Origin of the sequence: Janthinobacterium sp. 344, assembly GCF_900112025.1 — a bacterium.
GTDB lineage: Bacteria > Pseudomonadota > Gammaproteobacteria > Burkholderiales > Burkholderiaceae_D > Janthinobacterium.
In genome coordinates this window covers 255,811-280,157 of record NZ_FOKL01000007.1, presented here as the reverse complement: position 1 = coordinate 280,157, position 24,347 = coordinate 255,811, and the positions used below count along the sequence as shown (strand labels likewise).

General features: G+C 65.1%; 26 protein-coding genes. 8 read left to right on the top strand and 18 right to left on the bottom strand.

The features are described 5' to 3' along the window. Nucleotides 1-38: 38 nt before the first annotated feature. Complete coding sequence (gene epsC / locus BM193_RS19720) at nucleotides 39-977, bottom strand: serine O-acetyltransferase EpsC (RefSeq protein ID WP_092799449.1); 939 nt, start codon at nucleotides 975-977, stop codon at nucleotides 39-41. Between the two features lie 189 nt (nucleotides 978-1,166). On the opposite strand from epsC, the gene BM193_RS19715 reads away from it, so the two are divergent. Then, complete coding sequence (locus BM193_RS19715; protein ID WP_092799451.1) at nucleotides 1,167-2,360, top strand: multidrug effflux MFS transporter; 1,194 nt, start codon at nucleotides 1,167-1,169, stop codon at nucleotides 2,358-2,360. Nucleotides 2,361-2,425: 65 nt separating this feature from the next. Here BM193_RS19715 and BM193_RS19710 read toward each other — a convergent pair whose 3' ends face one another. Both BM193_RS19710 and BM193_RS19705 read right to left on the bottom strand, forming a co-directional pair. Then, the gene (locus BM193_RS19710) at nucleotides 2,426-2,728 is read right to left on the bottom strand and encodes a hypothetical protein (RefSeq protein ID WP_175533355.1); all 303 of its coding nucleotides are present in this window, start codon (nucleotides 2,726-2,728) and stop codon (nucleotides 2,426-2,428) included. Between the two features lie 80 nt (nucleotides 2,729-2,808). Then, a complete protein-coding gene (locus BM193_RS19705; protein ID WP_092799869.1) occupies nucleotides 2,809-3,249 on the bottom strand; it encodes a carboxymuconolactone decarboxylase family protein in 441 nt (146 codons plus the stop codon). Between the two features lie 104 nt (nucleotides 3,250-3,353). On the opposite strand from BM193_RS19705, the gene BM193_RS19700 reads away from it, so the two are divergent. Further along, nucleotides 3,354-4,826: a MocR-like pyridoxine biosynthesis transcription factor PdxR gene (locus BM193_RS19700; RefSeq protein WP_092799455.1), complete on the top strand. Its 1,473-nt coding sequence runs from the start codon at nucleotides 3,354-3,356 to the stop codon at nucleotides 4,824-4,826. Here BM193_RS19700 and BM193_RS19695 read toward each other — a convergent pair. The 5 genes from BM193_RS19695 to trxC all read right to left on the bottom strand — a co-directional run bounded on the left by BM193_RS19695 (nucleotide 4,795) and on the right by trxC (nucleotide 7,589). Further along, nucleotides 4,795-5,388 carry a DUF1287 domain-containing protein gene (locus BM193_RS19695; protein WP_092799457.1) on the bottom strand — a complete coding sequence of 198 codons (594 nt, stop codon included), beginning with the start codon at nucleotides 5,386-5,388 and terminating at the stop codon, nucleotides 4,795-4,797. The two genes, BM193_RS19700 and BM193_RS19695, sit on opposite strands and share 32 nt — an antisense overlap. Nucleotides 5,389-5,452: 64 nt before the next feature. Continuing rightward, nucleotides 5,453-5,788, bottom strand: a complete 336-nt coding sequence (locus BM193_RS19690) for a DUF6616 family protein (RefSeq protein ID WP_092799459.1) — start codon at nucleotides 5,786-5,788, stop codon at nucleotides 5,453-5,455. Between the two features lie 24 nt (nucleotides 5,789-5,812). After that, nucleotides 5,813-6,559, bottom strand: coding sequence for a HEAT repeat domain-containing protein (locus BM193_RS19685; protein WP_092799461.1), 747 nt, complete (start codon nucleotides 6,557-6,559; stop codon nucleotides 5,813-5,815). Next, entirely contained in the window at nucleotides 6,556-7,068 is a 513-nt protein-coding gene (locus BM193_RS19680) for a MarR family winged helix-turn-helix transcriptional regulator (protein ID WP_092832474.1), read from the bottom strand. The genes BM193_RS19685 and BM193_RS19680 overlap by 4 nt, the downstream gene beginning before the upstream one ends. Nucleotides 7,069-7,136: 68 nt before the next feature. Further along, nucleotides 7,137-7,589 (bottom strand): thioredoxin TrxC, encoded by a 453-nt coding sequence (gene trxC, locus BM193_RS19675; RefSeq protein ID WP_092799465.1) that lies wholly within the window; start codon nucleotides 7,587-7,589, stop codon nucleotides 7,137-7,139. 140 nt (nucleotides 7,590-7,729) lie between these two features. Between trxC and BM193_RS19670 the strand changes: the two genes are divergently transcribed. Then, nucleotides 7,730-9,166 (top strand): coniferyl aldehyde dehydrogenase, encoded by a 1,437-nt coding sequence (locus BM193_RS19670; RefSeq protein WP_092799467.1) that lies wholly within the window; start codon nucleotides 7,730-7,732, stop codon nucleotides 9,164-9,166. Nucleotides 9,167-9,170: 4 nt separating this feature from the next. Here BM193_RS19670 and BM193_RS19665 read toward each other — a convergent pair whose 3' ends face one another. After that, a complete protein-coding gene (locus BM193_RS19665) occupies nucleotides 9,171-9,776 on the bottom strand; it encodes a LysE/ArgO family amino acid transporter (protein ID WP_092799469.1) in 606 nt (201 codons plus the stop codon). Between the two features lie 204 nt (nucleotides 9,777-9,980). On the opposite strand from BM193_RS19665, the gene BM193_RS19660 reads away from it, so the two are divergent. Beyond that, nucleotides 9,981-10,898, top strand: a complete 918-nt coding sequence (locus BM193_RS19660; protein WP_092799471.1) for a LysR family transcriptional regulator ArgP — start codon at nucleotides 9,981-9,983, stop codon at nucleotides 10,896-10,898. Nucleotides 10,899-10,991: 93 nt separating this feature from the next. Next, on the top strand, nucleotides 10,992-11,963 hold the full coding sequence (locus BM193_RS19655; protein WP_092799473.1) for an alpha/beta hydrolase: 972 nt from the start codon (nucleotides 10,992-10,994) through the stop codon (nucleotides 11,961-11,963). 173 nt (nucleotides 11,964-12,136) lie between these two features. Here the strand turns inward: BM193_RS19655 and BM193_RS19650 are convergent, their stop codons facing one another. The 6 genes from BM193_RS19650 to BM193_RS19625 form a co-directional block, all read right to left on the bottom strand. Beyond that, nucleotides 12,137-12,772: a phasin family protein gene (locus tag BM193_RS19650; RefSeq protein ID WP_092799475.1), complete on the bottom strand. Its 636-nt coding sequence runs from the start codon at nucleotides 12,770-12,772 to the stop codon at nucleotides 12,137-12,139. A 251-nt stretch (nucleotides 12,773-13,023) separates the two neighbouring features. Then, nucleotides 13,024-13,362 carry a hypothetical protein gene (locus BM193_RS19645; protein WP_092799477.1) on the bottom strand — a complete coding sequence of 113 codons (339 nt, stop codon included), beginning with the start codon at nucleotides 13,360-13,362 and terminating at the stop codon, nucleotides 13,024-13,026. A gap of 27 nt (nucleotides 13,363-13,389) precedes the next feature. After that, nucleotides 13,390-13,761, bottom strand: coding sequence for a VOC family protein (locus tag BM193_RS19640; RefSeq protein WP_217638496.1), 372 nt, complete (start codon nucleotides 13,759-13,761; stop codon nucleotides 13,390-13,392). Between the two features lie 117 nt (nucleotides 13,762-13,878). Next, entirely contained in the window at nucleotides 13,879-15,141 is a 1,263-nt protein-coding gene (locus BM193_RS19635) for a YncE family protein (protein ID WP_092799479.1), read from the bottom strand. A gap of 57 nt (nucleotides 15,142-15,198) precedes the next feature. Continuing rightward, a complete protein-coding gene (locus tag BM193_RS19630) occupies nucleotides 15,199-16,065 on the bottom strand; it encodes a creatininase family protein (protein ID WP_368087288.1) in 867 nt (288 codons plus the stop codon). A gap of 340 nt (nucleotides 16,066-16,405) precedes the next feature. Further along, the gene (locus tag BM193_RS19625; RefSeq protein WP_139176207.1) at nucleotides 16,406-16,672 is read right to left on the bottom strand and encodes a hypothetical protein; all 267 of its coding nucleotides are present in this window, start codon (nucleotides 16,670-16,672) and stop codon (nucleotides 16,406-16,408) included. A gap of 404 nt (nucleotides 16,673-17,076) precedes the next feature. On the opposite strand from BM193_RS19625, the gene BM193_RS19620 reads away from it, so the two are divergent. Then, a complete protein-coding gene (locus tag BM193_RS19620; protein ID WP_092799483.1) occupies nucleotides 17,077-17,616 on the top strand; it encodes a hypothetical protein in 540 nt (179 codons plus the stop codon). Between the two features lie 166 nt (nucleotides 17,617-17,782). After that, on the top strand, nucleotides 17,783-18,424 hold the full coding sequence (gene udk, locus BM193_RS19615; protein ID WP_092799485.1) for a uridine kinase: 642 nt from the start codon (nucleotides 17,783-17,785) through the stop codon (nucleotides 18,422-18,424). A gap of 124 nt (nucleotides 18,425-18,548) precedes the next feature. On the opposite strand, the gene BM193_RS19610 is transcribed toward udk, so the two are convergent. The 3 genes from BM193_RS19610 to BM193_RS19600 form a co-directional block, all read right to left on the bottom strand. After that, complete coding sequence (locus tag BM193_RS19610) at nucleotides 18,549-20,195, bottom strand: methyl-accepting chemotaxis protein (protein WP_092799487.1); 1,647 nt, start codon at nucleotides 20,193-20,195, stop codon at nucleotides 18,549-18,551. Between the two features lie 101 nt (nucleotides 20,196-20,296). Continuing rightward, nucleotides 20,297-21,418 (bottom strand): patatin-like phospholipase family protein, encoded by a 1,122-nt coding sequence (locus BM193_RS19605; RefSeq protein WP_092799489.1) that lies wholly within the window; start codon nucleotides 21,416-21,418, stop codon nucleotides 20,297-20,299. 313 nt (nucleotides 21,419-21,731) lie between these two features. After that, nucleotides 21,732-22,664 (bottom strand): LysR family transcriptional regulator, encoded by a 933-nt coding sequence (locus BM193_RS19600; protein ID WP_092799491.1) that lies wholly within the window; start codon nucleotides 22,662-22,664, stop codon nucleotides 21,732-21,734. Between the two features lie 106 nt (nucleotides 22,665-22,770). Between BM193_RS19600 and BM193_RS19595 the strand changes: the two genes are divergently transcribed. Next, nucleotides 22,771-24,336, top strand: a complete 1,566-nt coding sequence (locus BM193_RS19595) for an MFS transporter (protein WP_092799493.1) — start codon at nucleotides 22,771-22,773, stop codon at nucleotides 24,334-24,336. The last annotated feature ends 11 nt before the right edge of the window (nucleotides 24,337-24,347 follow it).

The following is a 24,347-nucleotide window of genomic DNA, read 5'->3' as shown; positions in this document are numbered from 1 at the left end:
CGCTGCAACGCCGCCATGGATGTTTTCTCGGTCACTCTTCAATCGTTGCGCATCTGCGCCTGCGACACGTTACTACCAGGCGGCACGCTCTGCGTCAGCCACACATTTCCCCCGACAGTCGAACCCGCGCCGATGGTGATGCGCCCCAGCACGGTCGCGCCCGCGTAGATCACCACGTCGTCCTCGACGATCGGATGGCGCGGCGTGCCCTTGATCAGCGCGCCGGACGCATCGGCAGGAAAGCGCTTGGCGCCCAGGGTCACGGCCTGGTACAGGCGCACGCGCTGGCCGATGATGGCCGTCTCGCCGATCACCACGCCCGTGCCATGGTCGATGAAGAAGGAGGCGCCGATGCGCGCGCCCGGATGGATGTCGATGCCCGTCAGCGTGTGCGCGATGTCGGCGATCAGGCGCGCCAGGAACGGTGCGCCCAGCGCGTGCAGCTGGTGCGCCAGGCGGTGGTACAGGATGGCGATGGTGCCCGGATAGCACAGCATGATCTCGGCCACCGAGGTGGCGGCCGGGTCGCCCGCGTAGGCGGCCTGCACGTCCGACACCAGCAGCGCGCGGATGTCGGGCAGGCTGGCGGCGAAGGCGCGCGTGATGTCGCGCGCCTGCTGCGCCAGCGCCGCATCGTCGCCCGCGCCGTTCTGTTCATCGCCAGCTGGTATGGAAAAGAGCAGGCCGCGCCGCACCTGCTCGCTGAGCCGGTTCAAGGTGGTGTTGAGCGTATCGCCGACAAAGTAGTCGATGCTTTCGTCCGTCAGGTTGGGCCGCCCGTAATGCGTGGGGAACAGCGCCGCCGACAGGCCGTTGACGATGGTGGTCAGCGCTTCGCGCGACGGCAGTTCGCGCACCCTGCCGTTGTGGCGGATCTTGTGCTTGTCTTCGCGCGAACTGCGCAGCGCCTGGATCACGGGCCCCAGGTTCCACTGGACCGATTCCTCGGCGGGCGCCGCGGGATAAATGCTGTGCATGGTGTGTCACTTCCGAAAAAACGGCAAACAGGCCGGGTCGCCCCAGCATATCGGGCGCGCGCGGCGATTCCAACGAAGGTTTTCAAGATTGCATATGCAAAAAACGCATATGGATGACAAACGACGGGGTGTCGAACCCGATTGTTGGCACTAGCGTAAAATGACGGACTAACAAAAACACTCTTCAACATGACTAAATTATTAACATGGATCCTGGCGGGCCTGGCGATGGTCGGACCGCTTGCAATTGACACCTATCTGCCGTCTTTCCCCGCCATCGTGCACGACTTCAATGCCAGCCCCCTGCTGGTGCAGCAGACCCTGAGCTTTTTCCTCTTCACGTTCGCCTTCATGATGCTGTTCTACGGCACGCTGTCCGACTCGTTCGGCCGCCGTCCCGTGATTCTCGTCTCGCTGGTGCTGTACGTGATCGCCTCCGTGGGCGCCGCGCTGGCGCCGTCGCTGGGCTGGCTGCTGGCCTGGCGCGTGCTGCAGGGCCTGTCGGCGGGCGCCGGCTCCGTCATCGGCCGCGCCATCGTGCAGGACCGCTATTCGGGCGCCGCCGCGCAGAAAATCCTGTCGCACATCATGATGGTGTTTGCCCTGGCGCCGGCCATCGCGCCCGTGCTGGGCGGCTGGCTGCAAGTGGGCCTGGGCTGGCGGGCGATCTTCTGGTTCCTCACGGCGTTTGGCGTGCTGATGTTCGTCGTCGTCTGGCGCGCCCTGCCGGAAAGCCTGCCGAAGGAACAGCGCCACGCCTTCCACCTGGGCGACATCGCCGTCAATTACTGGAAAGTGCTGTGCCACCGCCAGTTCCTGCTGCTGTCGACGGCCATCGGCGCCGCCTTTGGCGGCTTCGCCCTGTACATCGGCTCGGCCGCCTACTTCATCATCAACATCCTGCACCTGCCGGAGACGGCATTTGCGTGGCTGTTCATACCGCTGATCAGCGGCATGGTGGTCGGCTCGGCCCTGTCGGCCAAGGTGGCGCACCGCTACAGCCAGCGCCAGATGATCTGGGCCGGATTTATCTTGATGCTGGTGGCGGCCGCCGCCAATATCGGCTACAACTATGTCTTTGCCGCCGAAGTGCCATGGGCCGTGCTGCCCCTGTTCTTCTACTCGTTCGCCCTGTCGATCGCCATGCCGCCGATGACCCTGATGGCGCTGAACCACTTCCCCAACAACAGCGGCCTGGCCTCGTCGATGCAGTCGTTCATCCAGATGCTGCTGTTCGCCCTCGTCTCGGGCCTGGTGGCGCCGCTGCTGTTCGACAGCGCCCTGAACCTGGCGTATGGCGTGATGGCGGGATTGCTGGTGAGTTTATTGTGCTGGGTGTTTGCGCAGGGCGGGACGACGGAAACGGCGACGAATCAACGATAAACCCCGCAACAAAGACCGGGGTCGGACCCTGAGGGTCCGCCCCCAGCCCTTCGTTCAGGGTTCCCTCAAGGCCAGGGAGCAGGCGTCACATCCACATACTGCGCCCCGCCCTGCGCCGGTTCCGGCTCTGCCGCATTGCGCGTGGCCGGCTGGTTCAAGGAGCCGGCCGGCGAGCGCAGACTCAGGATTTCCTTGCGCGCCTCGACGAAATCGGCGGAACTCAAGGGATTGTGCTGGTCGGGCCAATGGCTGACGGCCCATTCCTGCAGCGCTTCAAAACGCCGCCACAGTTCGGCGATGAACTCGCGGCGCGCTTCTTCCATTTGTTCCGGCGTCTTCTCGACGGCGTCACCACTTGCTACTTGCATGGCTGCTCCCTGGCTGATCAATCGTCCTGCCAGCCTACGCAGGCCGCAGCCAGGCGTCTGTTCGCGAACGAACACACGGTTTATTCAGGCATCTTGCGGAAACCCACGGCCAGGCGGTTCCAGGTATTGATGGAGCCGATGGCCAGGGTCACGTTGACCATCTCGGCCGGCGTCAATTCGGCGGCCAGGGCCGCGTAGTCCTCATCCGAGGCGTGGTTTTGCGGCAGCAGGGTCAGCGCTTCCGTCCAGGCCAGCACGGCCCGCTCGCGCGGCGTGAAGAACGGCGTTTCGCGCCAGACGGAGACGGCGTACAGGCGGCGCTCCGTTTCGCCCGCCTTGCGCGCATCGCTCGTGTGCATGTCCACGCAAAAGGCGCAGCCGTTGATTTGCGAAGCGCGCAGGCGGATCAGTTCGAGCAGCGCGTGTTCCACGCCCAGCTTGGCGATGGCCGCTTCCAGCGCATACATGGCCTTGACGGCGTCGGGCGAGGCTTGCGTGAAATCGAGTCGTTGCTGTGTCATGATGCATTCCTTGGTAAAGTAGAGATGCATCATTGTAAAAGCGCCAGCAGCACGCGCGGCAGGCCAATCCCCCCGAAAAACAGCAGACCACCAGCAGACACACCATGGAACTACATATCCTGATCGACGGCACGCGCGACCTGGGCGGCCAGCTGTACCGCCAGCTTAGCGAGGCCATCCGTTCGGGCCGGCTGACGGATGGCCAGCAATTGCCGCCCTCGCGCCTGCTGGCCGGCCAGCTGGGCCTGTCACGCAAGACGGTGTCCGACGTGTATGACAAGCTCGGCTATGAAAAGCTGCTGGTGGGTAAAGTCGGCGTGGGCAGCTTCGTGCAGACGCCGCATGCCTCGCCGCAGCGCCGCCACGCCAGCACGCCGCTGGCCAGCGCGCAGCGCATCGCCCGCTGGGAAGCCACGCCCACGCCTTTGCGCCAGGCCAGCCAGGAAACGCCCGCGCGCTACGCCTTCATCGGCGGGCGCGCCACGCCATCGCACTTCCCGCAGGATGAATGGCGCGCCTGCGTGCTGCACGCGCTGCGCCAGGATGGCCAGGCGCGCGGCCGCTATGCGCCCGTGGCCGGCTTGCCCGCCTTGCGCGCGGCGATCGCCGGCCATGCCGCCTTCAGCCGCGGCATCCATTGCACGCCGGAACAGGTGCTCGTCACCAGCGGCGCGCAGCAGGCCCTGAGCCTGCTGGCGCACACCCTGCTGGAGCCGGGCGACACGGTCGCCGTGGAGGAGCCCGGCTATCCCGTGGCGCGCGCCGTGTTCGCCAGCCAGGGCGCGCGCGTGGTCGGTGTCGAAGTGGACGCCGATGGCATCATGGTGGAGCAGATTCCCGACGGCACGCGGCTGATCTATGTCACGCCCGCGCACCAGTTCCCGCTCGGCATGCCGATGAGCATGGCGCGCCGCCACGCCTTGCTGGAACGCGCGCAGCAGCTGGGCGCCATCGTCATCGAAGACGATTACGACAGCGCCTTCCGCTACGAAGGCCGGCCCGAGGATTCCCTGCAAAGCATGGACCGCTATGGCGTCGTGGCCCACGTGGGCAGCTTTTCCAAGATCATGCTGCCGGAATTGCGCCTCGGCTACGTCGTGCTGCCGCAAGCCATCGTGGCCGCCATGGAAACGGTGAAATACCTGACGGATTGCCATACGGCCAGCCTGGGCCAGCATGCGCTGGCCAAGTTCATCGGCGATGGCCACTTGCTGCGCCACATCCGCCGCTGCCACGACATCTACGCGGGGCGGCGCGAGCGCCTGCTGCACTGGTTCCATGGTGCGCTGGCGCCATGGTTCCGCCTGGTGCCGGCCAGCGCCGGCTTCCACGTGGCGGCCCTGGCGCAAGCGCCGCTCGATATCGCCGAACTGCTGCGCCGGGCACGGCTGGCGGACATCAGCCTGTACGCGCTGACCAGCTTCTATCACGGCGACGCGCGCCATGAAGGCTTGTTCCTCGGCTATGGCGCCATCGACAAGCTCGACATCGACACGGCACTCGCCACCGTGCTGGCGATCCTGCAGGAGATGGCGCCCCTGCCCCTCAGCCGGGTTGCCAGCGATAATGCCCCGTGATCGGATAGCTGAATAAAATGTTTTCCTCGCGCGCGCCTTCGCCGATGTTATGGATAATCAGCGGCACGCCGCTCCACGATTGCTGGTCGCTCACAATGCCGATATGCGTGAGGTTGCGCGGCAGGCGCCACGTGACAATGTCGCCCGCGCGGTAAGCGTTCGCGTCCTTGCTGGGCGGCAGCCTGCTGCCATGGCGGGCAAAATAAGTGCCCAGGTTGGGCACGCGGCGGTGGTCGATATTGCGGTCCGGTCCCTTCATCTGCCAGCGCCCTTGCTGCTGGTACACGGCCCACGCCTTGCGCATGTCCTCGTGCACCAGCACCTGCAAATCGTGTCCCAGCTGGCGGTAGGCGCGCACCACCACGTCCGTGCACACGCCCCGTTCCAGCGGCACGTCGCCGCCCGGATACGCGAGGCGCTCGTAGCGCGGATCGTAGCGCAGCGTCACGCCCACCTGGCTGCGGGCGGCCGCGACGAGCGCTTGCGGGGTGGCTGCCGGGGCGGCGTGCAGCGCCAGCGGCAACAGGGAAAACAGCAGGACGGCGAGCGATGTGGACGGCATGACAGTCAGGGAATGGTGGCAATACGGCAAACTTTACCTGAAGCGCGAGGACAACGCCGCTTGCCTAGAGCGCCGCCAGCTGCGCCAGGTGCGCCGGAAAATCCACGGCCGGACCAGCCGCATTGACGGTGTCGAAATAATCATGCCAGCCCGTGGCGGCAATGCCCGCCAGCAAGGCGTCGAGCGCCGCCTCGTCCGGGAAGCGCCAGACGGCATAGAATTGCCGGGCAGCCGCGTGCAGCTTGCCGCTGTCGATGGCGCCAATGGCCAGCGCTTCGGCGCCGCTGCCGGACAAGGCCGCCATGCCGGCGCCCACCGTGGCGAAATATGCCTGGCGCGCGGCGCCGTCGAGGGCCAGCCAGGCCGGTTTGGGGCTGTACAGCTCCAACAGATAATGCATGTTTTCTCCTTGAAAGATGAATCGTCAGGCCAGCGAGCGCTGGGCCCGCTTACAGATGCGTGCGGTGGCGGCCTCAGGGCTTTCCAGCAGCCATTGCGCGCACAGGCTGCGCACCCAGTCCGGCTGGCTCTTGGCCGCATCGTTGAGCCAGTTGGCGACGGCATCCTGCACGTAGCGGGCAGGATCGGCGCGCAAAGGCTGCAACAGGGGCAAGGCCAGCTGCGGCGCTTCCTTTAGCTGGGCGATATGCGCGCACCACACGCCGCGCGGGCGCAGCGCTTCGCAGGCGAAGCGGCGCACGCGCTCGGACGGGTCCGCCGTCCACGGCGCCAGCAGCGCGATGGCGTCCGCCAGATCCGCTGCCAGCCGGGGCCGCAGCGCCAGCCACGCCCATTCGCGCACGCCAAAGTGCCCATCGTCGGCCAGCGGCCGCATGGCCGCCAGTTGCCGCGGCAACGCCGCATCGGCTTGCGCCGCGATGGCGAAGCAGGCCCAGCCGCGCACCGTGTCGGACGGGTGCGCCTGTAATGGCGCCAGGTCCACCCCGGCATCGAGCAGCAACCGCGCCGCCAGCGCCATGCGCCGCGTGATGCCCGCCGCCGCCTGCGCGCGCATGGCGGCCAGCCGGGCGTTGCCGATGCCAGGCACGGCCGCTTCCAGCAGCACGGCAAAGTCGATGGCCAGCCCTTCCGTCAAGGTGGTGCTGGCGACCGCTCCCCCGTTCAGCAGCGCCAGCCGTGCTGGAGCCATGTCGGCGATGCCCCGGCTCATGGCGCGCCCCGATCCGTCTTGCGCCAGGCTTTTTCCAGCAGGGCACTCAAGCAGTGCATTTCGTCCGCCGTGAAGTCGGCGAACAGGCTGGCGATCCATTGCGCGTGCTCATCGACCAGCGTGGCGGCGATGGCCTCGCCCTTCGCGCTCAGGCGCACCAGCAGCTTGCGCCGGTCGAGCGGGTCCGCGTGGCGGGCCAGAAAACCGTCGCGCTCCAGGCCGTCGAGCAAGCCCGTGATGGTGCCGCGCGTCACGCCAGCCCGCTCGGCCAATGCGTGCGGCGGCAAGCCCGTCTGTTCGCCGCGCAGCAGGAACAGCACGACAAACTTGCCCTCCGACAGTCCATGCCGCCCCAGGCGCGTGGCGCAATCGCCATCGATGGCGGACGCCAGGCCCAGCACTTCAAAACACAGGCGCAGGCGCGCCGTGGAGGGCGCCAGGTCGAGGCCGCTGGCGCGGCGCTGCACGTCGCCCAGCAGGGCCGTGTATTTCTGTTCGAGTTTTATCATATGGCGCAATATAATATGGCGCCATATGACATGTCAAATGAAAAACCTCAAGGGTTTTCCATACGCACTCAGAGGCGGGCCTTGTCCCGCGCCCAGGCGATGATGCCGTTCGCATCGGTCGCGCCCGGCTGGCGCGCCACTTCCACGCCGTGTCGAAACAGGGCCAGGGTGGGAATGCTGCGGATATTGAAACGGGCGCCCAGGTCTGGCGATGCTTCCGTATTCACTTTCACCACGCGAAACGCGGGCTCCAGGGTCTTGGCGGCCTGGGCATAGAATGGCGCCATGCTGCGGCACGGTCCGCACCACGGCGCCCAGAAGTCCACCAGCACGGGAATGTCGCTGCGTTCGATATGCTTGAGGAAGCGGGCGCTGGCCAGGTCCACGGGCTGGCCCGTAAATAAATCTTTCTGGCACTTGCCGCACGTGGGCTGTTCGCGCAGCCGCGCTGGCGGCAGGCGGTTGACGGCGTCGCAATGGGGGCACACGATGTGCAGGGAGTCGGGCGTGGTCGAAGTCATGGTAGTCCTGGGAAACGTGCCGAAAAGTGAGTGCAGAATATTTTACGGCGTATCGTCCCACGCCGTTGGCACGCTTGCAAATAGTCAACTATAGTAGGCGGATCCCGGCACGCGGATGGCCGCGCAGACAAAGGACAAGCATGCCCGCTTTCGCACACGACTTGAACGCCCGCCCGGCCCACGCGGCGCTTGACGCCACCCTGGCCCAGCAGCGGGCCGCCTATCTGGCGCACCCCGTGCCAAGCCTGGCCGAGCGCAGGCGCGACTTGCTGGCCTTGCAGCGCTACATCCGCGAGCAGAAAGCGGCGCTGTGCGAGGCCATCAGTGCCGATTACGGCAACCGTTCCCATCACGAAACCTTGCTGGCGGAGATCTTTCCCGCCATCGATGGCATCGACCATGTGCTGAAGCACCTGAAAAAATGGATGCGGCCGCAGCGGCGCGACGTGGACTGGCGCAACTTTCCTGGCGCCCGCAACCGCGTGATTCCCCAGCCGCTGGGCGTGGTGGGGGTCATCGTGCCGTGGAATTTTCCTGTGAACCTGAGCCTGGTGCCATTGACGTACATCTTTGCCGCCGGCAACCGCGCCATGGTCAAGATGAGCGAAAACTCGCGCCACTTGGCCAGGCTGCTGATCGAGACCATGCCCGCCTATTTCCCGCCGGAAAAGCTGCAGTTTGTTGACGAGACGGGCGGCGTAGGTATTGCGTTTTCACAACTACCGTTCGACCACCTGCTGTTTACGGGTTCCGGCCAGACGGGCCGCGCCGTCATGGCGGCGGCCGCACAGAATCTGTGCCCCGTCACGCTGGAGCTGGGCGGCAAGGCGCCCGCCATCGTCTGCGCCGACTTCGACGTGCGCACGGCAGCCGAGCGCATCCTGTACGTGAAATACCTGAACGCGGGCCAGATCTGCACCAGCGTCGACCATGCCTGGCTGCCCGAGGCGCACATCGCCGCCTTCGTCGAGCATGCGCGCCAGATCATGCCGGCGCGCTATGCGCACCTGGACACGCCCGACTACACGTCCATCATCGACGAGGCCGCCTTTGAGCGCCTGCTGCTGGCGCTCGACGACGCGCGCGAACGGGGCGCGCACGTCATTGCATTGCTGCCGGGACCGGCGTTCAACCGCGCCGCGCGCAAGATCGCGCCGCACATCGTGCTCGATGCGCCTGCGGACAGCCTGCTGCTGACGCGCGAAATCTTCGGCCCCATCCTGCCCCTGCGTGCTTATACGGACCTGGACAGCGTGATCGCCAGCATCAATGCAGGGCCGCGTCCGCTGGCCATCTATCCGTTCAGCAATGATGCCCGTACGGTGCAACTGCTGATCGACCGGGTCATGTCGGGCGGCGTGTCCGTCAACGATGCCCTGTTCCACGTGGGCCAGCACGACCTGCCCTTCGGCGGCGTGGGCGAGTCCGGCATGGGCCACTACCACGGTGTCGAAGGTTTCCACACCTTCAGCAAGCTGCGGCCCGTGTTTTACCAGGCCCGCTACAGCCCGCTGGCACTGCTGCGGCCGCCATATGGCACGCTGGCCAGCCGCGTCCTGGCATTCCTGACGCGTTAGTGCCTTACAGGAACAGCGAGGCGGCGATGGCCCACATGACGAGGGCGATGATGCCGTCGAGCACGCGCCAGGCCATGGGCTTGGCGAACACGGGCGCCAGGTAGCGGGCGCCAAAGCCCAGCAGGAAGAACCACAGGGCCGACGCCATGATGGCGCCGCCGGCGAAGTAGAAGCGGCCCACGCCTTCATGCTGGCCGCCGATCGAGCCGAGCAAAATGACCGTGTCGAGGAAGGCGTGCGGATTGAGCAGGCTGAACGCCAGCGCCGCGCCGATCACGGCCCAGTAGCCTTCCGGCGATTTGGCGGCCGACACCGTCATGGCCGAAGGACGCCAGGCCGACTTGGCGGCGCGCAAGCCATAGGCGATCAGGAACGTGGCGCCGCCCGCCTTCGCCCACAGCAGGAAATTGGGATTGTCGGCAATGAACGTGCCCATGCCGGCCACGCCGGCCGTGATCAGGATGGCGTCGCACACCAGGCAGACCAGGATGCAGGTGAGCACGTAGTGCCGCTTCAAGCCCTGCTTGAGCAAGAAGGCGTTCTGCGTGCCGATGGCCACGATCAGGCTCGCGCCGAGCCCCATGCCTTTCAAGAAAATTGCGCTGTCCATATCGATTCCTTTCCATTGCTTTCCATCACGCGCGCGGCCGCCCACGCTCTGCCGGCAACGGCAAAGTCATCAAAGGTAGGTGGAGGGTGTGGCGGTACCAGCAGGACCGCGCGGGGGGGTGGGGTTGTTACCCTATTTCAATAGTGTAAAGAAAAAGTAAATATAAGTATAATGAATGATTCTAAACATATATAAGAGAAACTTATGCGCGTCGTCGATTACCGTGGATTGGCCGCCCTCGACGCCGTGATCGGCCTGGGCAGCTTTGAAAAGGCCGCGCATGCGCTGGCGATCAGCCAGCCGGCCGTGTCGCAGCGCATCCGCACCCTGGAAAACCTGGAAGGCACTTTATTGATCATCCGCAGCCATCCGCCCGCGCCCACGGAGGCGGGACAGCGGCTGATCGCCCACTACCGCCAGGTCAAGCTGCTCGAAGCGGCGCTCGACACCCAGCCGGGACCGAGCACGCAATTGCCGGAACTGGCCATTGCCGTCAATGCCGACAGCGCCGCCACCTGGATCCCGGAAGCGCTGGGGCCGCTGCTGACGCCGCCGTCCTGCCTGCTCGACATCCGGCTCGACGACCAGGACCACACCCTGAGCCAGCTGCGCGAAGGGCGCGTGTTCGCCTGCGTCACCAGCGCCACCGACCTGGTGGCCGGCACCACGGCCACGCCGCTGGGCGGCATGCGCTACCTGTGCGTGGCCTCGCCCGCGTTTGCGCAAGAATGGTTTCCCGAGGGATTTACGGTGGAGGCCGTCAGCAAGGCGCCCGCCATCACCTTTGGCAGCAAGGATGCGCTGCATGAACGCTATCTGCAGCACCGCCTCGGCTATGCGGGCCGCTACCCGCACCATGTCCTCGGTTCGGCACGCGACTTCGTGCGCTTCATCGAAGCGGGCTATGCATACGGCATGGTGCCCCTGCTGCAGGCGGAAACGGCGCTGGCCGCCGGCAGGCTGGTCGACGTGGCGGCCGGCCAGGCGCTCGACGTCCCGCTGATCTGGCATGCCTGGGACATTCAGACGCCGCTCACGCGCACCCTGTCGGACGCCGTCATCGCCACGGCGCGCAAGTGGCTGCTGCAGGATGGACGCGATACGCCAGATGTAACACTTTAAGCAATTACCTATGCTTCAATACAACTTCCGCGTGCATATTCCGCCCCGCAGGGCCTACACTGCACACATCACTCATCACCATCAGGGGCTGGCATGACGATTCTGCGCACCACTTTGCTCAGCCTGCTAGCAACCATTCCGCTGACGGCCGGCCTGATCGCCTGCTCGCCCCTGACCGCCATCAACGCCCTGTCCTCCGGCAGCGCCTCGCAAGTCACGCATGGCCTGGCGTACGGCCCCCTGCCCCGGCAAAAGCTCGATGTGTATGCGCCGAAACACCAGACGGGGCTCGCGCCGGTGGTGGTCTTCTTTTATGGCGGCAACTGGACCTCGGGCGAGCGGGCCGACTATGCCTTCGTCGGCCATGCGCTCGCTTCACGCGGCTATCTGGCCGTCATCGCCGACTATCGGCTGTCTCCCGAGGTGCACTACCCGGAGATCTTGCAGGATGCGGCCCGCGCCGTGGCCTGGGCCGCGCTGGAATCGCGCCGCCATGGCGGCGACCCGTCGCGTTTGTTCGTCATGGGCCACAGTGCCGGCGCCTACAATGCCGCCATGGTGGCGCTCGACGCCAGCCTGCTGGCGCGGCACGGCATGCGCCCGCACGACTTGCGCGGCTGGATAGGCTTGGCCGGGCCGTATGACTTCCTGCCCATCGAGAACCCGACGGCCCGCCCGGTATTTTTCTACCCCGACACGCCAACGTCGTCGCAACCCATCCACCATGTCACGCCGGAGGCACCGCCCGCCCTGCTGATCGCGCCGGCGCCAGGCAAGGACAAGCTGGTCAATCCGCAACGCAATACGGGCGGACTGGCGACCGCCTTGCGGGCACAGCAGCGGCCCGTGACGGAAATTTATTATGACACCGTCAGCCATGCCACCCTGGTCGCCTCGCTGGCCGGCCCCTTGCGCATGCTGGCGCCCACGCTCGACGCCGTCAGTGCCTTCATCGACGCCAACAGCGGCCCCGCCCGCGAGACCGCTGCGGCCGCTGCGGCCGCGACGCCTGCGCCGCCCGCTGCCGCCATGCGGGACCCGGACAACAAAACGCCCGCCCCCTGAGGGGCGGGCGTTCTGTCCAGGCTGGCAACGGCAAGCGGCAAACCGCTTGCCGAGGCACTGCCTGAAACACGGCGTGATGAAACAACACTGCGTGATGCAGCGCTGCCTGGCGGACCAAGCCGCACCCCAAGGCTCGGCCCTCGGGGACGGCTCAGGCGCCAGCAGCCGCAGGCTTACTCTTTGCGGCTGGCGCTGCTGCTTTTGCTTTGCGAGCCGCTCGCTTGCGCTGCGCTGCCGCTGGCCGAGCTTTCGCTGCCGGACTGCTGGCTGCCTTGGTGGCTGGCGCTTTGCAGGCTTTGGCCGTCACGGCTTTGGGCACCGCGCTGCTGGTCACGGTTGGCGCCGTTTTGATGATACGACTGGAATGGTTCGGCGATACGCTGCATGGCTTCCTGCTGCTTGCGCACGTTTTTCTCCGTTTCTTCCGATGCCGTACGGGCCACTTCTTCAGCCAGTGCCTTGGCCGTGCGGCTCGTTTCATTCACATGCTGTTCCGCCACGTTCGCCAGTTCGACCTGGGTATCGGCGGCCAGGCGCGACAGCTGCTGCTGGTATTTGCGCAGATGCTCGGCGGCCGGCTGGCCCGAGGCGGCGGCGACCTGGAACGCGTCTTCCACGCGCTCGACCGTCAGCAGATTCTGGCTGGTGATCGAGCCTTCCTCCAGCAAGCCTTGCGCCAGTTGCATGTTCAGGTCGTTAAACTGTTGCGCCGACTGGAACAGCGACTTCGACAGGCCGTTGAAGAAAGCCAGTTGGGCTTCCAGGTGGTTTTTGGCGGCAGGGGTAACACTACGGGAATATGGATACATGGAGTTTCCTCATTAAAGAACAGTGGGTGGACATCAATAGTTGGCGACACCACCGGCTAACCGGGCTGTGCCACGAGACGCGAAAAAACATATCCGTTTGGTGGAGAGATGCTTTGCAACGCGAGTCCCAAGGCTACGTGAGCACAGCTGGCGAGGCATGATCTGGATCAAAGGTGCGCTAGGCTGCGCAGAAAGTTTTGGCTGGACGGCTCACCGTTGGCGAGCGTCAGTATCTGGAGGGAAAATATGTGTCAGGCAGGTCCGGCGCCGATGGCCGGCACGACGGGCTTGTAGCCATGGCTGCGCAAGGACGCCTCCAGCCAGCGGTTGCCATACCAGCCCCGCGCCAGCAGATAGCTGAGCTCGGCGCCCGCCATCAGCAACATCATGGGGCCGATCTGCATTCCCGTCGCCAGCTGGCTGCCAAACCACAGGCACAGGTCCATGGCCAGCATCAGCAGCAACAGCCACCAGCGGCGCTTGGCCACGGCCCAGAGGGAGCCCAGCACGAGCGCAGGCCAGGAAAAGCCCGTCTTCACATAGGCATAGCGGCCAAGGTCGTCCGCGAACAGGGTAGTGCCGTGCGTCATGCAGTGCTCTTCAGGTAATGGACAATGTCAGTCCTCGGGCAGGTGGCAGACGGCTTCGACATTGTGGCCGTCCGGGCCCAGCACGAAGGCGCCGTAATAATTCGGGTGATAGATTGCGCGGATGCCTGGCGGGCCATTGTCCGTGCCGCCGGCGGCCAGCGCGGCCGCGTAAAACGCGCGCACCTGCTCGCGGCTGCCTGCCGTGAAGGCCAGATGCATGCCGGCGTGCGGCGCGGCGCCCGTCCCGAACCAGAAGTCAGGCTTGCCCTCCTTGCCCAGGCCCACCCAGCCCTGCACTTCCATCACCACCGACACGCCCAGGGGCGCCAGGGCGGCTGAAAAGAAGGCCTTGCTGGCCTGCGTATCGCTGACGTTCAAACCGATGTGATCAAGAATCATGATGGCCTGCCACGGAAGTAAAAGAAAGGAAACGCAGTATGCCGCAACGTTACCTTCCTGACAAGCAAGACGCGCTCAGGCGGATGGCGGGCGCAGCGCTTGCCGCCCGCCTCCCGCTTAACGCAGGTTGCCCGTATGGCCCAGCGAATAGCGGCCCGGCTGCGGCCACACGGTCAGGCCGTGCGGCTCCTGCCCCACTTTCACCTTCGACACGTCGCCCGTATTCGTGTCGATGCGGTAGACCACATCGTCGAAACGGCCCGACAGCCACAGGTACTTGCCGTCGGCGGAAACGTTGCCCATGTCGGGGCTGCCGCCGCCGGGAATCGGCCAATTCGCCACGACTTTTTCCGTGGCGAAATCGATCACGCTGACGCTGCCCTTGCCCTTCGGCTTGCCGTGGATGCGGTGCGTGCCGCGGTTGGCCACGTACAATTTCTTGCCGTCGCGGCTGGGGTACAGGCCATGCGCGCCCACGCCCGTCTGGATGAAGCCGATTTCCTTCAGGGTGGCGCCATCGACGACGTGCACGCCGTCGGCGTCCATGTCGGCGATAAAGAATTTCTTGCCGTCCGGCGAGATGCGTATGTCTTGCGGCATGCCCTTCTTGACGCTGCAGATTTCATTCGCCGGGCCGCCCACGGGGCCCGATTCGGCGAAGCGCTTGGCCGGCATCTGCAGTTTCAGGTAGCCATCGACCTTGCGGCCCACCAGGTCGATCTTGGCGATGGTGCCGTCGAATTCGCAGGTGAACATGGCGTAGCGGCCGTCGTTCGAGAAATCCGCATGGTTGATGCCGCCGCACTGGGGCGTGTCGATCGAATACTGCACGGCCATGGTCTTCGGATCGCGGAAATCGAGGCGGTGGCGCGCTTCGGCCACGACGATGGCCGACTTGCCGTCCGGCGTGTAATACATATTGTAGGGATCATCCACGGGCACTTCCTTGCCCGGCTTGCCCGTCAACGGGTCGATCGGCGTCAGGCTGCCCTTGTCCGTGCGCTCGGCATTGTTCGCCACCCACAGGGTGCGCAAGTCCCACGACGGCACCACGTGCTGCGGGCCGCTGCCGACCTTGAACTTGTCGACCACTTTCAGGCTGTCCTGGTCGATCACGTAGACGTCGTTCGAGCGCAGATTCGGCACGTACACGCGGCGCAGGTGATCCTTGACCACGGGACTCATATTACCGCTGGCAATGCTGCCATACACGTTTTTCGGGTCGACCAGCGGCGGCATGCCGGGCAGCGGCGAATACGCGGCGGCCGGGGCCGGGGCCGGCGTGCTGGCGCCGATGACCTGGCTGGCCACGCCCAGGCCGGCCAGTGCGGCGGCCAGGGCGGACAAGGTGACGATGGTGCGTCGTTGAGATTTTTTCATGTGATTTTCGCGTCGTTTCGTTGCAAATGCCGGAAGTTACGCACTTCCAGCGGAAGATTATTGATTACGCTGCAGCAGTTTCTTGATGGCAGCCACCGACGTATCGACCTGCAGCTTGATGCCGATCTGGCCCAGTTCCTTGGTGGCCCGCGTGGCGTCGCCGCGCACGCCATCGGCCACGCCCGGTTTCGCGCCATGCGCCATGGCCTCGCTGCGCACCAGGGACGGGTCGGTCGCCAGCATCAGCGCCGCGTCCGCCAAGCCGGCGTGCAGGCCGATCTCGGCGCTGCTGTAGCCGCGCTTCTGCAGTTCGGCAATGTAAGCCGATTGCGTGATGTCATAGTAATCGAGCAAGGCGTAGGCGCGCGCCTCCTTGCCGGCGGGCCCTTTGCCCCAGGTTCGGTTGAGCTTGTTTGCCACGTTCTGCTCGTTCTTTTGGTAGCCGCCATGGTCGCCGAGAAAAATGATGTCGCGGAAACCATGCTGGCGCAGGCTGGCCGCCGTCCCTTCCAGCACGGCTTCGAAGGCGGCCGGCGGAATCGAGATCGTGCCCGCGTAGCGCATGTGGCCGGCAGGCGGAGAAATACTGCCTTCAGGCACATACGAGACGACGGGCGCGACGATGGCATTGCCCAGGGTTTGCGCGATCTGCCGCGCCAGGATGCCGGCGCGCACATTGTGCTTGCCCAGCGCGATATACGGCCCGCTCTGCTCCACGCCGCCGATCGGTATCAGCACGGTGGTGGCGCCATGCTCGATCCGGCTGCGCAATTCTGTGCTCGTCAGCTCTTCCAGCATGACGCTGTTGCTGGCGGACGCAGCCGCCAGGGCTGGCGCCGCAGGCATCAGGCAAAACAGGGTCAGGGCCAACAGGGAGCCGAACGGCTTGGACGGAACAGACGGCGCGCGGGGCGCAAGAGACACATCCGGCGGGAGGAACTGCAGAGTCATAAGCAAACGTCTTTCCGAGGTCAAGGCGTGACGCCGTGCCCGGCCTTGCCAGGCAAGCTGGCTGCCACGCAAGAATTGTATTCCATCATGGCGGGATCGGCACGTTAATTTGGCGCCCAAGTTGACAAAGCATTGACCACGGACGGTTAATATACAGCTCAAGCGCTGGCGTCGATCCACATCGGAGGAAGACCATATGCAGCGGACAGCAAGCCACCCGCAGGCCGTTTCGCCCGCCGCCAGGCATTTGCGCCGCCGGGCAGCGAGACACCGTGTCAACGACGCGCAATGACACCGGCATGCCAGCGGCGGCTTACTCCAGCGAATTGCGCCGGCGCCACGCAACAAACCGGCCCAGGCTGGCGCCTGCCACGATACAAATCAGTATCCAGACCTTGGCTTCGCTTTCGTCCCGAGAAAGCACCATCCAGCTGCCGATACCGACCACGAAGCCTGCCAGCCCACCGTAACCCGCATTCATGCGCCGGTCCAGATTATCCACCGTTTCTTGCAGCTTTTCCGGGCGCGCAACGGCCTCCTGAATCAATATCGTACCGCATTCAAGGCAACGCGCGCTCATGGCGGAATTTTGGGCATTACATACTGGACAAGTCATTGGCGGTGAAAGTTGAAGTGGTTTATTATGCAACGCAAGTACAGCTTTAGTTGCCGAAAGGAAAGTTTCACAATATAACATGCCTATTTCTTTCTTGTCATTTTATCCAAATAAGCAGTGACTAAAAGGAAACCCTGCCTTGCGCGCGGCGTATCGCCAGCGCAACGATCAGCCTTGACGAAAAAACGGCAGGCGTGCCATTCAAGGGGCAGTCGTCCACGCCACCGTTGCGGAACAAGGCCTGGAGCGACGGCAGCGTGATTGAATTACAATTCGACAATGGCTAACGGCAGCCAGCGCTTGCCTGGCTGATGCCGACGCGGCGCGCCATGACATTGATGTTTGATATTCTCATTCAAAGGAAACGCATGAAATTTGTAGTCCACGCCGTACTGGGCCTGTCCGTGGCCATCGCCGCACCCGCATTTGCCGCCACCACGGCGCCCGTGGCACAGTCTGCGGCCGCCAACCCGGCCCACCTGAAAGCCGTGCAGGATCTGCTGGGCGCGATGCAGATTGAAAAAGTCATCAATGGCGTCGCCGCACGCAGCCGCTACGCCAGCGAAGCCCAGAAGCAGGCGGTGCTCGCCAAGCTCGCCAACGTTCCGCCGGCAGAGATTTACCAGCGCATGGCGCCGGCGCTGACGCGCGCCATTTCCGCCGAGACCGCCATCGAGATGAGCCGCTTTTATGCCACCCCGTACGGCAAGCAAGTCATCCACAAGAAGTACAACTCCGGCGCCCAGCTCATCATGCCGGGCATGACGGCGGCCGTTGCGCCAGAAGAAAAGAAAGAGCGCAAGCGCGCCGCCTATGTCCAGGCCAGCAAGGAACTGGCGGAAGCCGAACCGGCGATCGAACACGAAGCGTTCAAGCTGCTGCAGCAGATCAACAAGGAAAAGCGCTAAGCTGGCGGTCCAGGAAACGGCATGCCGCGTCTTGCCAGGCGCGGCAGCCGCAGACGACGGTGGATGGCCAGGCAAGCGCGCCAGGCAGGCGTCGGCGGACTGCCCGATGCGCAGTGCGGATCAGCCGCCCCCTGTCGGTCCGGGCCCGTTTCCGGTATCATTCGGCATGCATAATATTCCTTTCCAACCATTTGTCATTGGTGTCGCTGGCGGCAGCGGCAGCGGCAAGTCCACCGTATCCCAGCAAGTGCTCGCGTCGTTTGGCGCCGACATGGTCTCTGTCGTGATGCAGGACGACTACTACCGCGACCAGACCCATCTTTCCCCGGAAGTGCGCCGCCAGCAGAATTACGACCATCCACAGGCGTTCGAGTGGTCCTTGCTGGTACAGCACGTCCAGGCCTTGCGCAACGGCGAAGCGATCGAGATGCCCGTGTACGACTTCACGCTGCACAACCGCTCCGACAAGACCATCGCCGTCAAGCCCGCCCCCGTCATCGTGATCGAGGGCCTGTTTGCCCTGTATGACGAGGACTTGCGCAACATGATGTCGCTGAAGATCTTTGTCGACACGGCCTCGGACGTGCGCTTCATCCGCCGCATGCAGCGCGATATTACCGAACGGGGACGCTCGGTGGAAAGCGTCATCGAGCAGTACCTGGAAACTGTGCGCCCGATGCACAAGCAATTCATCGAACCGACCAAGCGCAATGCCGACGTCATTCTGCCGCACGGCGCCAATGGCCCCGCGGTCGACATGATTACCGCCAAGGTGGCCAGCGTGATCGGCCGCTTGCAACAGCCCTGATTTTCCCTCCGGATGCCCGCTGAAGGCCCGCTCGCCCGCTACCGGGCGCCGGGCGCAGGCTTTTCCCATTTGACCGTAATACAGCCCCAAAAAAAACCCCGGCATGCCGGGGTTTTTTCCATGTTTACGCGCGGGCGCTGCGGCCGGACAGTGCCAGGCGCCGACTGGCCGTTGCCGCCGCCGGGGCCGGCAAGCCGCCCGCCACTGCCAGCGCTTTCCCCTGGGCGTCGCCACGCAGGCGGAACACGGCCACCACGTCGACCAGTTCCACGGCGCGGTCTTGCAGCGACGACGCCGCGGCGGCCGCCTCTTCCACCAGGGCCGCGTTTTGCTGGGTCACCTGGTCCATCTGGGAAATCGCCTGGTTGACTTGCTCGATGCCGGCGCTCTGCTCGTGGCTGGCGTTGGCGATGTCGCCCATGATGTCCGTCACGCGCAAGATGCTGGCGACGATTTCTTCCATCGTCGCGCCCGCCTGGTCGACCAGCATGCTGCCCGTGTTGACCTTGTCGACGGAATCCTCGATCAGCCCCTTGATTTCCTTGGCGGCCGCGGCCGAGCGCTGCGCCAGGTTGCGCACTTCCGTGGCCACCACGGCGAAGCCACGGCCCTGCTCGCCTGCGCGCGCCGCTTCCACGGCCGCATTCAGCGCCAGAATGTTGGTCTGGAAGGCAATGCCGTCGATCACGCCGATAATGTCGGCGATCTTCTTCGCCGATTCATTGATGGAACCCATCGTGCCCACCACTTGCGCCACCACGGCGCCGCCCTTGCGGGCCACATCCGAGGCGGACACGGCCAGCGAGTTCGCCTGGCGCGCATTGTCCGTATTCTGGCGCACGGCCGAAGTCAGCTCTTCCAGGCTGGAGGCCGTTTCTTCCAGCGACGACGCCTGCTGCTCCGTGCGCACGGACAAATCCGCGTTGCCGGCGGAAATCTGCGCGGCCGCCACGCTGACCGTATCGGCCGAGGTGCGCACGGTGGCGATGACGTCGACGATGCGCTCCAGGAATTTGTTGAAGGCCGTGGCCGTGCGGCCCACTTCGTCCATGCGCTCGACGGGCATGGCGGCGGACAGGTCCAGCGAGGCGCTGACGCGCTCCAAGGTATGCTCGATATTGCCCAGGCCGCCGCTGATGGTGCGGTAGATATGCCAGGCCAGCGCGCCCGTCAGCAGCACGGCCACGCCCAGCACGGCCAGCATGGTGTTGAAGGCCGTGTCGTAGGCGGCCAGGCTCTCGGCCTTCACATCGTCGACCAGCTTGTTGTTGTAGGCGATGTGGTCGTCCATGCTTTTCTTGGCGGCGGCGGCCGTGATGGCCAGCGGCGTGCCGGCCAGCAAGGTGGCGCGCACGCCATCCATGTCGCCCGCGTAGGCGGCGGCAAAGAATGGCACCAGCGCGCGGCGGTAGGCTTCCATGGCGGCCTGGTCGGCGTCGAGCATCTTGCTGTCCGTGGCATCGTACAGGCGCTCGGCGCGGTAGGTGGCGATGACCTTGTCAAAATTGGTATTCGCGTCGGCCACGGCCTTGTCCAGCGCCGTCTTGTCGGCCAGGTTGGAAAACACGGACAGGCGGTAGCCGGCCAGGCGCGAGTCGGCCAGGAAACCCTTGGCCGCATTCAAGCCCTGGATGCTGGGAATGATGCGGTTTTGCACGGTGTCAAAGCGCTCCTGGGCGCGCTGCAGCTGGATGGCACCGCCGGCGCCCAGCAGTAGCAGCGCCAGCAAGGCGATGGTGAGGGTCAGAATTAATTGCTTGGTGATATTCATGGTGTTTCACAGTAAAAAAGAGGCTTGGCAAGGCCAGGCAGGATAAGGAGCTGCCGATCGGGTGGCCGGGGATCGGGGGCGGGACGGCGGCCCGGCGCGTGCTAGGCCGCCAGCGGCGCGGCCTCGGGCGTGCGGCGCAGCAAGTCGCCGTGCTGGCGGCAGAACGCCAGGCCCGCCTTGTGGCCCACGTCGAACAGCAGCTGCATGTTCGAACTGGACCAGTCCAGGGTGTCGGGCCAGTGCTGCTCGGGAATACCGCCCATCAGGTCGAGCTTCAGCAGGCGCCGCTTGGGCTGGCCCGTGCGCGCATCCGTGTTGTGCTCGAGTTCGAACAGGCGCAGCTCGCTCTTGGAAATTTTCACCAGCGGCGTGATGATGGAGCGCACCCACGCGTCGTACAGGTTGCGCGGCTTGCGCAGCAATCGCTCGTCGCCGAGGATGTCGAGGATGACCAGGGTGTCGGCGTCAGCATGTTCACCCTTGCCTTCGATGAAGGGATCGAAGTTCAGCGTGTCGAGCGCCGCGCCTTCGATGTAGTCGTCGCCGGCGATGGTCGTGGGCGCATACAGGAAAGGAAACGAGAGGGCCGCGCGCACATGGATGGGCGCGATCTCGTGCTTGCCCCAGATTTGCATGCGGTGCTCGCTGAGGTTGTAGGCATTGATGTAGAAATCGGGACGCATGCGGGCCACGCCGGAAAAGTCCACGGCCTTTTCCAGGAACGGCAGGTGCGCACACAGGCCCAGGCTTTTCGCCGACAGGTCCGACGGCGACAGCGACGACAGCATCAGCTTGCCCCAGTCCGACCAGGCCGTGGGCACGCCCGCAAACGTTTGCTGGAAGGCCTGAAAAAAAGGATTGTTGGCCGGTGGCTGGAAGGCATCGCGGAAGGTGCTGGCATGCATGCCCGGCTTCTGGAACACCTTGTAATTGATCGGGATCATCTTGTAGATGCTGTCGGCCACGCCCGTGTCGGCCCAGCTCTGCAAGGCCTGGCGCGGCGTCGCATCGTGCGGCGAGGTGTACAGCAGGCCCATCAGGACACCGGCGCCGGACGCGGAAATGACGTCGAACTCGATGCCTTCGTCGAGGAACGCCGCCAGCGCGCCCGCGATCAAGGTGGAATTTGGTGCGCCGCCACCGAGCAGCAAGCCCGTCTTGCGGGCAGGTTTGACCGTTGCTGCTGGCGCCGGCTTCGGCGGCGTCGTGGTGACTGTTTTCATGCACACTCCCTGAATGAAACAGGGCTTGCGCCCCTAATTGTTGGTTACTACGCGCTTATGACGCTTAATCATGCCCATGTTCCCGCAACCGTCCAACGATAACAATGTTGCAGAAACAGATATGAAATTAACATAAATAAATTCCACATGGCAATTTAGATAACGCATAACGGATATTCAGCAAGGCCATAAGCTGACGGTGAGCGGCGTAGCGTGGTGCGGCGCAGCAAATAAAAATTCTGCAATGTTAGGAAAAATCTGTTTCGGGGTAGGAATAATCCTCAAGTGGCCGCCATGGCGGCGGCCAGACCAGTCAAGGCGAGGACGGCGGCGGGGGAAGTGGCGCGGAAAAATGCAGATGGGTACACAAGTAGTCAACAAAGACGCGGATTTTCGGCGACAGGTGGCGGCTCGATGGCCACAGTACCCAGAACTTGCTGGCAGTGTGCAGGTAGTCGCCCAGTACGGCTTGCAGTTCGCCACGCGCGATGGCTTCGCGCACGATAAAGTCCGGCAGATAAGCCAGGCCCACGCCCTGCGTGGCGGCGCCGATCAAGGCTTCGATGTTGTTGCAGGTCAAGGCGGTCGGCAGGCGCAAGTCGCCGCCGCTGTCGCCGTCGCCGTCGGCATGCTGCACGGCCCATTCCTGCGGCTTGCCCGTGGTGGGAAATTTATAGCGCACGCAGGCGTGCTGCTCCAGCGCGCGCGGCGTGGCGGGCACGCCGTGGCGGGCGAAGTAGGCGGGTGCGCCGACGATGGCAAAGGCGAACGGCCCCAGTTCGCGCGCCATCAGCCGCGAATCGGTGAGCGTGCCGCTGCGCACGGCCACGTCCATGCCTTCGGCCACCACGTCGACGAGGCGGTCATTGAAATCGAGATCGAGCTCGATCTCGGGATACTGGCGCGTAAAATCGGCCAGCAGCGGCAGGATGATGCGGTAGCCGATCACGGGCAGGCTGACCTTGAGCTTGCCGCGCGGCGCCTCGGCCAGGTGCGACAGTTCCGCCTCCGCATCGCCGAGGTCGGCCAGGATGCGCTGGCAGCGCTCGTAAAACAGCGCGCCCTCGTTGCTCAGGCTGATGCGCCGCGTGCTGCGGTTAAGCAGGCGCACGCCCAGCTTTTCCTCCAGCCGCGCCACGCTCTTGCCGACAGCCGAGGCCGACACGCCGAGCAGGCGCCCGGCCGCCACATAACTGCGCGTTTCCGCCGCGCGCACGAAGGCGGCGATGCCATTCAAATTATCCATGCCAGCCTATTCAGGAATTAATGTCCGCTATGAGCGGATTTTCAGCCACTTTTTCACGCATTGCGTCCATATTATCATCGACTCCCCTCTTTCTGGAGTCATTCCCATGAATACGCATCTCCCCGCACACGGCCAGGGACAGGCTGGCGCCCCGGCGCGGCGCGCCCTGGTCCTGGCCGCCGTCTGCCTGGCCGCCCTGTGCATGCCGCTCAGTTTCACGGGACCGGCCATCGCCATTCCCGCCATCGCCGCCGACCTGCGCGGCAGCCCGCTGGCGCTGGCGTGGATCACGAATGCCTTCATGCTCAGCTTTGGCGGCTGCCTGATGGTGGCCGGCGCGCTGGCCGATCGCTATGGCCGCAAGCGCGTCTTTTTACTGGGCTTGAGCGTGTTTTCCGCCGCCGCGCTGGCCCTGGCGGCGGCGCCGTCCATTGCCCTGCTCGACGTGCTGCGCGCCGTGCAGGGACTGGGCTGCGCCATGGCCTTGTCCGGCGGACTGGCGGCGCTGGCGCAGGAATTCGATGGCGCGGCCCGCGCGCGCGCCTTCAGCCTGATCGGCACGGCCTTTGGCGTGGGCCTGGCGTTCGGCCCCTTCCTCGCGGGCGCGCTCATCGCCCGCACGGGCTGGCGCGCCATCTTTCTCGTGGCGGCCGGCGCGGGACTGGCCGCCCTGCTGACCGCCGCGCGCGCCATGCGCGAGTCGCGCGACCCGCAGGCGCAAGGCGTGGACTGGCCCGGCGCGCTGACGTTTACCGGCGCGCTCGCCCTGTTTACCTATGGCTTGCTGCAGGCACCCGACACTGGCTGGAGCAGCACGCACAGCCTGGCCCTGCTCGGTGGCGCGGCACTGCTGCTGGCCATCTTCATCGGGGTGGAGCGGCGCGCCGCGCGGCCCATGCTGGATTTATCCCTGTTCCGCCTGCCCGCTTTTGCCGGCGTGCAGTTGCTGGCCGCCGCACCCGCGTTTTCTTTTGTCGTGCTGCTGGTGCTGCTGCCGGCCAGATTCATCGGCATCGAAGGCTACAGCGCCTTTGACGCGGGACGCATGATGATCGCCCTGTCCGCGCCCATGCTGGTGCTGCCCATGCTGGCGGGATGGGCGGCGCAGCGCATCGCCGCCGCGCACATCTGCGCCAGCGGCCTGCTGCTGGCGGCGGGCGGCTTGCTGTGGCTGTCCACGTGCGCGCCGGGCCAGCCGCCCGCCACCTTGCTGGGGCCGCTGTTGCTGATCGGCTGCGGCATCAGCCTGCCGTGGGGCTTGATGGATGGCCTGGCCATCAGCGTCGTCCCCGTCGAGCGGGCCGGCATGGCGGCCGGCATCTTCAATACGACACGCGTGGCGGGCGAAGGCCTGGCGCTGGCCATCGTCAGCGCCTTGCTGGGCACCCTGACGCTGGCGGCGCTCGGCAAGGTGACAGGCCTTGCGCCGGACCAGGCGGCGCTGGCCGCGCCCTTCCTGGCGCTGGGCGAACTGCGCCATGCGGGCACGCTGTTGCCGCAGGCCGCCATCGCCGAACTGGCGCAGGCATATGGCACGGCCTTCCGCCACTTGCTGTATGTGCTGGCAAGCATCACCAGCGCATCGGCCCTGCTGATCCTGGCCTTTTTACGCCATCCGGCCGGCGCCACGGCGGACATTGAATCGCTGCCCGCCTGCAAGGTGCGCAGCTAACGCCTGCACAG

Bases quoted from the DNA above. Each gene is read 5' to 3' on its own strand.
- epsC (WP_092799449.1), bottom strand. From the start codon at position 977: ATGCACAGCATTTATCCCGCGGCGCCCGCCGAGGAATCGGTCCAGTGG.
- BM193_RS19715 (WP_092799451.1), top strand. From the start codon at position 1,167: ATGACTAAATTATTAACATGGATCCTGGCGGGCCTGGCGATGGTCGGA.
- BM193_RS19710 (WP_175533355.1), bottom strand. From the start codon at position 2,728: ATGCAAGTAGCAAGTGGTGACGCCGTCGAGAAGACGCCGGAACAAATG.
- BM193_RS19705 (WP_092799869.1), bottom strand. From the start codon at position 3,249: ATGACACAGCAACGACTCGATTTCACGCAAGCCTCGCCCGACGCCGTC.
- BM193_RS19700 (WP_092799455.1), top strand. From the start codon at position 3,354: ATGGAACTACATATCCTGATCGACGGCACGCGCGACCTGGGCGGCCAG.
- BM193_RS19695 (WP_092799457.1), bottom strand. From the start codon at position 5,388: ATGCCGTCCACATCGCTCGCCGTCCTGCTGTTTTCCCTGTTGCCGCTG.
- BM193_RS19690 (WP_092799459.1), bottom strand. From the start codon at position 5,788: ATGCATTATCTGTTGGAGCTGTACAGCCCCAAACCGGCCTGGCTGGCC.
- BM193_RS19685 (WP_092799461.1), bottom strand. From the start codon at position 6,559: ATGAGCCGGGGCATCGCCGACATGGCTCCAGCACGGCTGGCGCTGCTG.
- BM193_RS19680 (WP_092832474.1), bottom strand. From the start codon at position 7,068: ATGATAAAACTCGAACAGAAATACACGGCCCTGCTGGGCGACGTGCAG.
- trxC (WP_092799465.1), bottom strand. From the start codon at position 7,589: ATGACTTCGACCACGCCCGACTCCCTGCACATCGTGTGCCCCCATTGC.
- BM193_RS19670 (WP_092799467.1), top strand. From the start codon at position 7,730: ATGCCCGCTTTCGCACACGACTTGAACGCCCGCCCGGCCCACGCGGCG.
- BM193_RS19665 (WP_092799469.1), bottom strand. From the start codon at position 9,776: ATGGACAGCGCAATTTTCTTGAAAGGCATGGGGCTCGGCGCGAGCCTG.
- BM193_RS19660 (WP_092799471.1), top strand. From the start codon at position 9,981: ATGCGCGTCGTCGATTACCGTGGATTGGCCGCCCTCGACGCCGTGATC.
- BM193_RS19655 (WP_092799473.1), top strand. From the start codon at position 10,992: ATGACGATTCTGCGCACCACTTTGCTCAGCCTGCTAGCAACCATTCCG.
- BM193_RS19650 (WP_092799475.1), bottom strand. From the start codon at position 12,772: ATGTATCCATATTCCCGTAGTGTTACCCCTGCCGCCAAAAACCACCTG.
- BM193_RS19645 (WP_092799477.1), bottom strand. From the start codon at position 13,362: ATGACGCACGGCACTACCCTGTTCGCGGACGACCTTGGCCGCTATGCC.
- BM193_RS19640 (WP_217638496.1), bottom strand. From the start codon at position 13,761: ATGATTCTTGATCACATCGGTTTGAACGTCAGCGATACGCAGGCCAGC.
- BM193_RS19635 (WP_092799479.1), bottom strand. From the start codon at position 15,141: ATGAAAAAATCTCAACGACGCACCATCGTCACCTTGTCCGCCCTGGCC.
- BM193_RS19625 (WP_139176207.1), bottom strand. From the start codon at position 16,672: ATGAGCGCGCGTTGCCTTGAATGCGGTACGATATTGATTCAGGAGGCC.
- BM193_RS19620 (WP_092799483.1), top strand. From the start codon at position 17,077: ATGAAATTTGTAGTCCACGCCGTACTGGGCCTGTCCGTGGCCATCGCC.
- udk (WP_092799485.1), top strand. From the start codon at position 17,783: ATGCATAATATTCCTTTCCAACCATTTGTCATTGGTGTCGCTGGCGGC.
- BM193_RS19610 (WP_092799487.1), bottom strand. From the start codon at position 20,195: ATGAATATCACCAAGCAATTAATTCTGACCCTCACCATCGCCTTGCTG.
- BM193_RS19605 (WP_092799489.1), bottom strand. From the start codon at position 21,418: ATGAAAACAGTCACCACGACGCCGCCGAAGCCGGCGCCAGCAGCAACG.
- BM193_RS19600 (WP_092799491.1), bottom strand. From the start codon at position 22,664: ATGGATAATTTGAATGGCATCGCCGCCTTCGTGCGCGCGGCGGAAACG.
- BM193_RS19595 (WP_092799493.1), top strand. From the start codon at position 22,771: ATGAATACGCATCTCCCCGCACACGGCCAGGGACAGGCTGGCGCCCCG.